General features: G+C 45.7%; 2 protein-coding genes. Both read left to right on the top strand.

The genetic code is table 11. The annotated features are described in order from the left end of the window. A partial coding sequence (locus Xvie_RS21930) for a DUF5906 domain-containing protein (RefSeq protein ID WP_086110874.1) occupies positions 1-1,237 on the top strand: 1,237 nt, incomplete at its 5' end. Positions 1,238-1,417: 180 nt separating this feature from the next. Continuing rightward, entirely contained in the window at positions 1,418-1,639 is a 222-nt protein-coding gene (locus tag Xvie_RS20205; protein WP_086110873.1) for a hypothetical protein, read from the top strand. Positions 1,640-1,668: the final 29 nt, after the last annotated feature.

Below are 1,668 nucleotides of genomic sequence, written 5' to 3'. Positions count from 1 at the left end.
AATGAACAAAACCTATACGCATATCACCATTGGGGGTAAGCATCGGGTTGTCAGCTTAAAACCGTGTCAGGTGAACGGGGTCACGCATGTTTTCGAGGAACTGACTCAGTTTAAAAATTACTTTCTGCATGAGAGACGGATCGCTAAAAAGCTGTCACTGGGCGATGCCTGGCTGAAATGGAAAGGCAAGAACTATAAACCCAATGGTGTGGGCTTTTATCCTGAGCCTAAAAGATGCCCGGACAGCGTATATAACCTGTTTATGGGGCTGGCGGTTGAACCGATGGAGGGCGATTGCAGTGTCTACCTTAACCACATTAAGCAGGTGATTTGCGCGGGTGACGAACGAGCTTACCAGTATGTACTTTCATGGCTGGCGCACTTGTTCCAGAGGCCGGATGAAAAGCCATCTGTGGCTATTGCTATGAAATCCGTACCGGGCACGGGTAAAGGGACACTTGTCAGGCCGTTGCTTGAAATACTGGGGCAATATGGCGTGCAAGTGAACGGTGCTGAACAGATCACCAATAAGTTCAATTCAATGATGGCAAACAAATTGCTTGTTTTTGCAGATGAGGCCACCGTAGCAAAAGCCAGTGATGGGGAAAAGCTGCGCGGGATCATTAGTGAACCCACGTTTAACCTTGAGCGTAAAGGCATAGACGCTGAACCTATGGTGAACTTTTCGCGTCTGATTTTTGCCAGTAACAGCACTCAGGCATTGAAAGCCGGTATCAGAGAACGGCGTTATCTGGTACTTGAGCCAGACGGAACGAAGGCACAGGACAAAGCCTATTTCGATAATCTTTATCAATGGCTGAATGATAACGGGGCATCTAAGTTGCTTCACTATCTGCTGCATTACGATATCTCACACTTTGACCGCCACCGCGCACCGCAGACCGATGCACTTAAGGAAGAAATTCTGTTCGGTCTGACTGGCTTATATGCGTACCTATATGCCGAATTATCTAAAGATGAACCATTTCGGGGCATGGCAAGAATTCCCGTCAGTGAACTGATAGACAGCTATTTACTGTGGTGCAGGGAAAACAACGAGGAAGAAACAGAGCCTGCTGCTCGTCGGCGTGTCGGTAGCACAATGGTTAAGATGGGGCTTGATAGCTCAGGCAGGCGAGGCCGGGGAATAGGTATTGTTTATGAGTTACCCAGCGTCAACGAATTGAGAGTACGTTTTGCTCAAATGATAGATATGGGGGTAAATGATGTTTTATAAGCTAAAACAGAAAATAACTGTGATATCTGTACCAGTTAACAATAAACATATATTTATCAATGTATTGAGTTGGTACAGTTATTTAAATATCTGTGCCATATCTGTACCACAACTGTATCTATTAAAGAGAGGAAGCCAGCCAGAAAGAAACCTTTCATTCTCTGGCAGGAGGTACTCATTATGATGTCTACCCCTTTTTATGCCGTTAAAGCAGTATCCCCTACTACCGGGCAATGGCGCGTCTGGTTTGATGATGGTGATAGTGATCTGGTGGTTGCATGGGCGGTAGTTGAAATCCAGAACCACAAAGAAGATCCCTGTGAGCTGATATTGCCCTGTGTGGTCTGCAAAGGTTCGATTGAGCCGACAGATTTAGGCATAGATTTAAGGCAGGAGTTTTAATCTCAATGGTACAGATATGGACAGTTATT

It is taken from the genome of Xenorhabdus vietnamensis, assembly GCF_002127535.1.
Lineage (GTDB): Bacteria > Pseudomonadota > Gammaproteobacteria > Enterobacterales > Enterobacteriaceae > Xenorhabdus > Xenorhabdus vietnamensis.
The sequence above is the reverse complement of the archived record's forward strand: the minus strand, read 5'-3'. Positions and strand labels throughout refer to the sequence as shown.